Genomic DNA, 6,784 nt, shown 5'->3' with positions numbered 1-6,784 from the left:
GCAGCGACTGGAAGACGTTGTTGAACACGATCCAGGAGCCGACGTCGTAACCGGCGGCCGGATCGACCGCGGTCACCTTGTCCGTGATGCCCATCGTGAGGGGGTCCCCGCCGGCCTCGCCGTCCGACCCTCCCGTACCACAGCCGGCGACCACGACTGCCGTCATGGTCGCGGAGAGCGGGAGCGCCAGTCGTTGGACTCGATTCCTCACGAGACTTCCCTCACTGCTTCGTGGTACGGGGCAGGCCCGTGCCGGCCGGACCGCGGGAAATTCTCCGGTCCGGCCGACCGGTGGCTCATCCTGTCACACCGCGACCAATCTCCCAGAACTGGGCGCTGGAAGAGGAGTTGAGGAACCATTCGGCTCCCGTGATGCCGTCGCGGCTGGCGACGAACTGCTTGTCCTGGTACAGCGGGATCATCGGGAGGTCCTGCGCGAGGACTTCCTGCATCTTCGCGAAGTCCTTGTCCGTCTTGCCGCGGTCCGCGGACCGGCGGGTGGCCGGCAGGAGCTGCTTCTTGATGGTCTCGCTCTTGTAGTTGAGGTCGAGGAATCCGTCGTCCGCGAAGAAGGGCGCGATGTAGGTCTCGGCGTCCGGGAAGTCGGGGAGCCAGCTGAGCGAGTAGGCGGCGAACTGCCCGGTGGCGGCACCCTTCAGGAACTTCTTCCAGGTGATCGGCTGGAGGCTCACGTCGAACAGCCCGGTGGACTCGAGCTGCTTCTTCAGGTTCTCGGCCTCCTCCTTGTCCGGCGTGGACGGGTGCTCCGTCGGGTAGGTCCAGGTGAACTTGACCGGGGTGCTGATGCCCGCGGCGGACAGCACCTGGGCGGCCTTGTCGCGGTCGGGCTCGCCGTACGCGTTGAAGTACGAGTTGGTGTGGCCGGTGATGCCGGTCGGGACGGCGCCGAACAGCGGGGTCGCGGTGCGGCCGGTCACGTCGCGCGTGAGGCTGTCGCGGTCGAGGAGGCGGGCGATGGCCTCACGGACGGCCTCGTCCTTCACCGAGGGGTCCTCGACGTTGAAGAACATGTAGCGGGCCGCGAGACCCGGGGTCTCGGTCAGCTTGACGTTCTCGACGGTGCCCTGCTCGATCTCGTTGATCTGGTCCGACTCGAGGGTGCGGTTCACCAGGTCGACGTCACCGGCGGCGAGCGCCTTCATCATCTCGGTGGCCGAGGGGAAGAAGTGGACCTCGACCTTCTCGTTGTTGCGCTTGCCGATCAGGCCCGTGTAGTTCGGGTTCGCGCTGAGGACGGCCTTGCCGTCCTTCCACGAGTCCAGCTTGTACGGGCCGGAGCCCTCCATCTTCAGGCCCTTGAGCGGCTCGGTGGCGCTGTAGACCTCGCTGTCGACGATGGCCGCGGCCGGGGTCGCCAGCTTGTAGGGGAAGGTGGCGTCGGAGGACTTGAGGTGGAAGACGACGGTCTTCGGGTCAGGGGCCTCGACGCTGTCGATGTTCACCAGGAGGCTCGCCGGGCCGATGTCGCTGTTGATCTTCAGCACGCGGTCGACCGAGAACTTGACGTCCTCCGAGGTGAGCGCGTGGCCGTTGGCGAACTTCAGGCCGTCCCGCAGCGTGCAGCGGTACGTCTCCGACTTGGTGTCGGAGAAGGTGCACGACTTGGCGGCGTCGGGCTCGGGGGTGCTGGAGCTGCGGGTGTAACCGAGCAGCATCTGGAAGGTGTTGTTCAGGAAGCTGTACGTGCCGCCGTCGTACGCCGTGGCCGGGTCGAGGGGGGAAGGCTGGTCCGCGGACATCTCGAGGGGGTCCGTGGAGCCGATGACGATCGCGTCACCGCCACCGCCACCACCGGTCGAGTCGCCGCATCCGGCGAGTACGGGCGCGGCGAGGCCCAGCAGCGCCGGCAGCACCAGTAGCTTGCGATTCATCCTCGTTGTTCTCCCTCTTCCGGCCCTTGGCCGTGCAGTGTTGAGCGGGGCGACGATACCTGCAATTGCCGGGCACCGGCATTCCGGCGGACCGCCCCCGAACACGAAGAAGTTGAGCCCACGTCACGGGCGGATAACAGGGCACGGCGCACCGAAATCCGGACAGCGGAACGAACAGCGCGCGGCTCCTCAATCCGGACACAACCCCACCGACTTCACCGCATTTTGACGGTCCGAAGCACGCTCCGCGCGCACTGTCGACACCCGCGAATGTGAAAAGTATCACGCTCCGCCGTACCGGCCGGTAAACAATTCGGCGCTCCGAATCGTCACGGAAAATAGCCGGGCAACCGCCCAGAGTTTCCGTTCAATTCACGGCGACGCTCAGTGAACGGTTGTAATCAGAGAGCGCAGAAAGGGTACGTCGACGCGTTCCAGGGAGGTCACCACGGTCCGCCCGGGGGCCGGGGCGATGGCGGCGATGGACGGCACCGCGACGACGTGGCAGCCGGCCGCCTCGGCGGCCGCGACACCGGTGGGGGTGTCCTCGACGACCACGCACCGTGCGGGGTCCGCGCCGAGCCGCGCGGCGGCGAGCACGTAGGGGTCGGGGTGCGGCTTGGTCCGCTCGATCTCGTCCCCGGCGAGGGAGAAGGCGAAGTGCTGGGAGCCGAGGGAGAGCATGACGGCGTCGATGATGCGCCGGTGGGAGGCGGAGACCAGGGCGGCGGGCACGCCGTGGGCGGCCAGGTCGGTGAGCAGGCGCCGGGCGCCCGGCATCAGCGGCACGCCGCGGCCGATGAGCTCGACGAAGCGCAGGTTGATCAGGGTGGACAACTCGGCGAGCGTGGCGTCCGCCCCGGTGACCGAGATGAGGTGTCCCAGACTGCGGGCCATGGGGCCGCCGACGACGACCTCGCGGTGGGTGTCGTCCAGGACGTGGCCGAGTTCCGCGAAGACCTCGACCTCCGCGTTCCACCAGAAGCCCTCGGTGTCGACCAGCGTGCCGTCCATGTCCAGGAGCACGGCCTGCAGGCCTGCCTCGCGGGCCGGCCGGATCTCGGTGGCGGGAATACCGCTCGTCATGCGCCCCACTCCTCTGCTGCCAGGGGGCACAAAGGCCGGTCGCCTCGCGCCCGGGTGGTGGGGGCGTGCGACCGGCCAGGTGCCGTATCGGACCGTCCAGTGTACGACGTACGTCGGACTACCGCGCGTTGAAGTACTTGGCCTCCGGGTGATGGATGACGATCGCGTCGGTGGACTGCTCCGGATGGAGCTGGAACTCCTCCGAGAGGCGTACCCCGATCCGCTCGGGCTCCAGCAGTTCCGCGATCTTGGCGCGGTCCTCCAGGTCGGGGCAGGCGCCGTAGCCGAGCGAGAAGCGGGCGCCCCGGTACTTCAGGGCGAACATGTCCTCCATCGCGCCCGGGTCCTCCCCCGCGAAGCCGAGTTCCGCGCGGACCCGGGCGTGCCAGTACTCGGCCAGGGCCTCGGCGAGCTGGACGGACAGGCCGTGCAGTTCGAGGTAGTCGCGGTAGGCGTCGGCGGCGAAGAGCTCGTTGGCCGCCTCGGAGATCCGGTTGCCGACGGTGACGACCTGCAGGCCGACCACGTCGGTCTCGCCGGACTCCTCGGGGCGGAAGAAGTCGGCCAGGCACAGCCGGCGGCCGCGGCGCTGGCGCGGGAAGGTGAAGCGGGTCCGCTCGGTGCCGTCCTCGTGCAGGATGATCAGGTCGTCGCCCTTGGAGACGCAGGGGAAGTAGCCGTGGACGACGGCCGCCTCGAGCAGCCCCTCGCTCTGCAGCCGGTCCAGCAGCCCGCGCAGCCGCGGGCGGCCCTCGGTCTCCACCAGTTCCTCGTACGTGGGGCCGCCGGCCCGGGACTGCTTGAGCCCCCACTGGCCCTTGAACAGGGCGCCCTCGTCCAGCCAGGACGCGTAGTCCTTGAGCGGGATGCCCTTGACGACGCGGGAGCCCCAGAACGGCGGGGCGGGCACCGGGTTGTCGACGGCGACGTCGGAACGGATCTGGCCCCGGTTCTCCTCGGGCTCGGGCACCACGCTCTCGCGTGCCGCCACGCGGCGCTGCTTGAGTTCGGGGAGGGTGGCGCCGGGCACCCCGCGCTTGACGGCGATGAGCGCGTCCATCAGGCGCAGTCCCTCGAAGGCGTCGCGGGCGTAGCGGACCTCGCCCGCGTACAGCTCGTGGAGGTCCTGCTCGACGTAGGCCCGGGTGAGCGCCGCGCCGCCGAGGATGACGGGGTAGCGGGCGGCGAGGCCGCGCTGGTTCAGCTCCTCCAGGTTCTCCTTCATGATCACCGTGGACTTGACCAGCAGGCCGGACATGCCGATGACGTCGGCCGAGTGCTCGTCGGCGGCGTCGAGGATCGCCGAGACGGGCTGCTTGATGCCGAGGTTGACGACGTTGTAGCCGTTGTTGGACAGGATGATGTCCACGAGGTTCTTGCCGATGTCGTGGACGTCGCCGCGGACGGTGGCCAGCACGATGGTGCCCTTGCCGGAGGCGTCGGACTTCTCCATGTGCGGTTCGAGGTGGGCGACGGCCGTCTTCATCACCTCGGCCGACTGCAGGACGAACGGCAGCTGCATCTGGCCGGAGCCGAAGAGCTCGCCGACGACCTTCATGCCCTCCAGGAGGGTGTCGTTGACGATCTCGAGGGCGGGCCGCGTCGTCAGGGCCTCGTCGAGGTCCTCCTCCAGGCCGTTCTTCTCGCCGTCGATGATGCGCCGCTGCAGGCGCTCCTCCAGCGGCAGCGCGGCCAGTTCCTCGGCGCGGCTCGCCCGGACGGACTTGGTGTCGACCCCCTCGAAGAGCTCCAGGAAGCGCTGCAGCGGGTCGTAGCCCTCGCGGCGCCGGTCGTGCACCAGGTCCAGGGCGACCTCGCGCTGCTCCTCGGGGATGCGGGCGATCGGCAGGATCTTGGAGGCGTGCACGATCGCCGAGTCCAGGCCGGCCTCGACGCACTCGTGGAGGAAGACCGAGTTCAGCACCATGCGGGCGGCCGGGTTGAGGCCGAAGGAGATGTTGGACAGGCCGAGCGTGGTCTGCACGTCCGGGTGGCGGCGCTTGAGCTCGCGGATCGCCTCGATGGTGGCGATGCCGTCCTTGCGGGACTCCTCCTGCCCGGTGGCGATGGTGAAGGTCAGGCAGTCGACGATGATGTCGCTCTCGGCGATGCCCCAGTTGCCGGTCAGGTCCGCGATGAGCCGCTCGGCCACGGCCACCTTGGCTTGCGGGGTGCGGGCCTGGCCCTCCTCGTCGATGGTGAGGGCGATCAGCGCGGCGCCGTGCTCGGCAGCGAGGCGGGTGGTGCGGGCGAAGCGGGAGTCGGGGCCGTCGCCGTCCTCGTAGTTGACGGAGTTGATCACGGCGCGGCCGCCGAGCTTCTCCAGGCCGGCGCGGAGCACCTCGGGCTCGGTGGAGTCCAGCACGATCGGCAGGGTGGAGGCGGTGGCCAGCCGTCCGGCGATCTCGTTCATGTCGGCGACGCCGTCCCGGCCGACGTAGTCGACGCACAGGTCGAGCAGGTGGGCGCCCTCGCGGATCTGGTCGCGCGCCATCTCCACGCAGTCGTCCCAGCGGCCGTCGAGCATGGCCTCGCGGAACTTCTTGGAGCCGTTGGCGTTGGTCCGCTCGCCGATGGCCAGGTAGGAGGTGTCCTGGCGGAAGGACACGGTCTGGTAGAGCGAGGAGGCGCCCGGCTCGGGGCGCGGCGTCCGGGGGGTGACCTCGTGGCCGCGGACGCGTTCGACGACCTGGCGCAGGTGCTCGGGGGTGGTGCCGCAGCAGCCGCCGACCAGGGAGAGCCCGTACTCGCGGACGAAGGCCTCCTGGGCGTCGGCGAGGCCCTCGGGGCCGAGCGGGAAGTGCGCGCCGTCCTTGCCGAGGATGGGCAGTCCCGCGTTGGGCATGCAGGAGATCCCGACGCGGGCGTGGCGGGCGAGGTAGCGCAGGTGCTCGCTCATCTCGGCGGGGCCGGTGGAGCAGTTCAGGCCGATGGTGTCGATGCCGAGCGGTTCGAGCGCGGTCAGCGCGGCGCCGATCTCGGAGCCCAGCAGCATGGTGCCGGTGGTCTCGACGGCGACCTGGACGAAGAGCGGCAGGTCGAGTCCGGCCTCGGCGAGGGCCTCCTTGGTGCCGAGCACGGCGGCCTTGATCTGCAGCAGGTCCTGGCAGGTCTCGACGAGCAGGGCGTCGGCGCCGCCCGCGACCAGACCGGCGGCGTTCTGCCGGAAGCCCTCCTTCAGGACGGCGTAGTCGACGTGACCGAGCGTCGGCAGCTTGGTGCCGGGCCCGATGGAGCCGATGACCCAGCGCTGGCGGCCGTCCCGGGCGGTGAACTCGTCGGCGACGTCGCGGGCGATGCGGGCGCCGGCCTCGGACAGCTCGACGATGCGGTCGGCGATGTCGTACTCGCCGAGGGCGGAGAAGTTCGCGCCGAAGGTGTTGGTCTCCACGCAGTCCACGCCGACGGCGAAGTACTCGCGGTGGACGGAGGCGACGATGTCGGGGCGGGAGACGTTGAGGACCTCGTTGCAGCCCTCGTGTCCCTCGAAGTCGTCGAGGGTGGGATTCTGCGCCTGGAGCATCGTGCCCATCGCCCCGTCGGCGACGACCACCCGGGTCGCCAGGGCCTCTCGCAGTGCTGCGCCTCGGGCACCGCTCGTGGACGGAAGGGACGGCTGGGCCATGGGTGTGCTCCCTGGAGTGCGACGGCTGTCGGCTTGGTGTGCGCCGGTCCTACTGGTACACACCAGGCCAGCGTAGCCAAGACCCCGGATTCCGCCGCAGGGCATTCCGAGGGGCGGACGGCGGTGCGACACTCTTCTCTGGGATGATGACGGTCGGCATCGTCTGCCATCGTTCAGCATT

Annotated in this window: 3 protein-coding genes and 1 pseudogene; all 4 read right to left on the bottom strand. The window is 69.6% G+C overall.

Translation table 11 applies throughout. The features are described from left to right. A pseudogene (locus PV342_RS39105) lies at positions 1-211 on the bottom strand (ABC transporter substrate-binding protein); the annotation flags it as partial. 85 nt (positions 212-296) lie between these two features. Further along, positions 297-1,892 carry an ABC transporter substrate-binding protein gene (locus tag PV342_RS39100; RefSeq protein WP_386995196.1) on the bottom strand — a complete coding sequence of 532 codons (1,596 nt, stop codon included), beginning with the start codon at positions 1,890-1,892 and terminating at the stop codon, positions 297-299. A 384-nt stretch (positions 1,893-2,276) separates the two neighbouring features. Beyond that, a complete protein-coding gene (locus PV342_RS39095) occupies positions 2,277-2,978 on the bottom strand; it encodes an HAD family hydrolase (protein ID WP_500320907.1) in 702 nt (233 codons plus the stop codon). 118 nt (positions 2,979-3,096) lie between these two features. Then, complete coding sequence (gene metH / locus PV342_RS39090; protein ID WP_400807344.1) at positions 3,097-6,603, bottom strand: methionine synthase; 3,507 nt, start codon at positions 6,601-6,603, stop codon at positions 3,097-3,099. Positions 6,604-6,784 lie beyond the last annotated feature (181 nt).

The sequence above is a fragment of the Streptomyces sp. PA03-3a genome (genome assembly GCF_033792735.1).
Lineage (GTDB): Bacteria > Actinomycetota > Actinomycetes > Streptomycetales > Streptomycetaceae > Actinacidiphila.
The sequence above is the reverse complement of the archived record's forward strand: the minus strand, read 5'-3'. Positions and strand labels throughout refer to the sequence as shown.

Bases quoted from the DNA above. Each gene is read 5' to 3' on its own strand.
- PV342_RS39100 (WP_386995196.1), bottom strand. From the start codon at position 1,892: ATGAATCGCAAGCTACTGGTGCTGCCGGCGCTGCTGGGCCTCGCCGCG.
- PV342_RS39095 (WP_500320907.1), bottom strand. From the start codon at position 2,978: ATGACGAGCGGTATTCCCGCCACCGAGATCCGGCCGGCCCGCGAGGCA.
- metH (WP_400807344.1), bottom strand. From the start codon at position 6,603: ATGGCCCAGCCGTCCCTTCCGTCCACGAGCGGTGCCCGAGGCGCAGCA.